General features: G+C 52.8%; 1 protein-coding gene and 1 pseudogene. One reads left to right on the forward strand and one right to left on the reverse strand.

What is annotated here, in order from left to right:
• Positions 1-116: 116 nt before the first annotated feature.
• A pseudogene (locus ABRA89_RS20365) lies at positions 117-542 on the reverse strand (IS66 family transposase); the annotation flags it as partial.
• 248 nt (positions 543-790) lie between these two features.
• Here ABRA89_RS20365 and ABRA89_RS20370 point away from each other — a divergent pair.
• Positions 791-1,168 carry a DUF4279 domain-containing protein gene (locus ABRA89_RS20370; protein ID WP_349943331.1) on the forward strand — a complete coding sequence of 126 codons (378 nt, stop codon included), beginning with the start codon at positions 791-793 and terminating at the stop codon, positions 1,166-1,168.
• Positions 1,169-1,189: the final 21 nt, after the last annotated feature.

Here is a 1,189-nt window from a genome sequence, read left to right on the forward strand (position 1 = left end):
TACGACACCGAGAAAATGCCTCGGCTTCGTCACGCCTCTCCAGGCCATGCTCAAAGAACTTGGCAAAGACGTCCAAATCCGCTTCTCATGATCACGTTGCACTTCACCCTGGAATCCACCCTCGGTCCGAACGGCGTGCCTTTCGCGGCATCGGGAACCGGCGCTACGGCACGGGTCCCGCAGGAGGGGCAAACGACGGCAAGACGGCGATGGCGTTCGATGAGGGGCTGAACTTCAGGAAGCTCGATGGTGTCGTGCTCGCTGACCGTCTCGGCGTTCAGATCAATCGGGAAGGAGATGTTGCAGCACGGGCATTCGGAAGGCCGATGTTCAAAAAGGCGATCGAACCGATCACTCATCGCCCGCGCCTTACCTTCGTGACCGGGCTTTGCGCCGCCGGGCCTGGCCTTCTCGCGTCGTTCTTTCCGATCCATCGAGGGCGGCTTCGAAGACGTGCGAGACGTCTTTGCCGGACGCTGCAAACGCAGCACCAGATCAATCAGTTCATCCTTCGAAAGCCGCCTGAGATCGTCACGCTCCATGGCGACATGGATTCAGAGAACCCAGCCAAGCTCAAGGGGTGGGCAATTACGGTTGCAAGGCATGCACGATAGCATTATTTCTACAATATACTACGATAGATCCAGGCATTTTTTAGAAAATCGCTTCAATCCCATGATAATATTCGAAATTATATAGGAATTACAGATATTTTTGTTGGGAAGAGTGGCGATCTTCACAAAGGAAACAGGAAGGCATCGGCATTCCAGAGCCTTTGAGGATTACAAAAATGGCCGATAAACTCTTGATCAGCTTTGAAATCGTTAATGATGCGATTCATCCTGACGAAATCACGCGATTGACAGGAATCGAGCCGACCGACGCGCTGCTTAAGGGAACGCGGAAACCTGAATTGAATCTGCCACGAAATAACATTTGGCGCGTGAGCAGTGAATTCTCTACCGATGAATTTGAAACTCACTGGGACTTCGTTCGAGACAGGCTTCACGCCGGTGATCTTAATGCCCTGAAGCGCTCGATCGGCAACGGCTCGGCCATGTTCACAATCTTCTTCTGGGCGGACAATCGTGGACCAGCCTTCGAAATTCCGAAAGACATGATGGAGATAGCGCTTTTCCTCGACGCTCGGATCCAGATAGACAGCTGATAGGGAAAGTCTGTTTGCCGG

It is taken from the genome of Fulvimarina thalattae, assembly GCF_040239565.1.
Taxonomy (GTDB): domain Bacteria; phylum Pseudomonadota; class Alphaproteobacteria; order Rhizobiales; family Rhizobiaceae; genus Fulvimarina.

Bases quoted from the DNA above. Each gene is read 5' to 3' on its own strand.
- ABRA89_RS20370 (WP_349943331.1), top strand. From the start codon at position 791: ATGGCCGATAAACTCTTGATCAGCTTTGAAATCGTTAATGATGCGATT.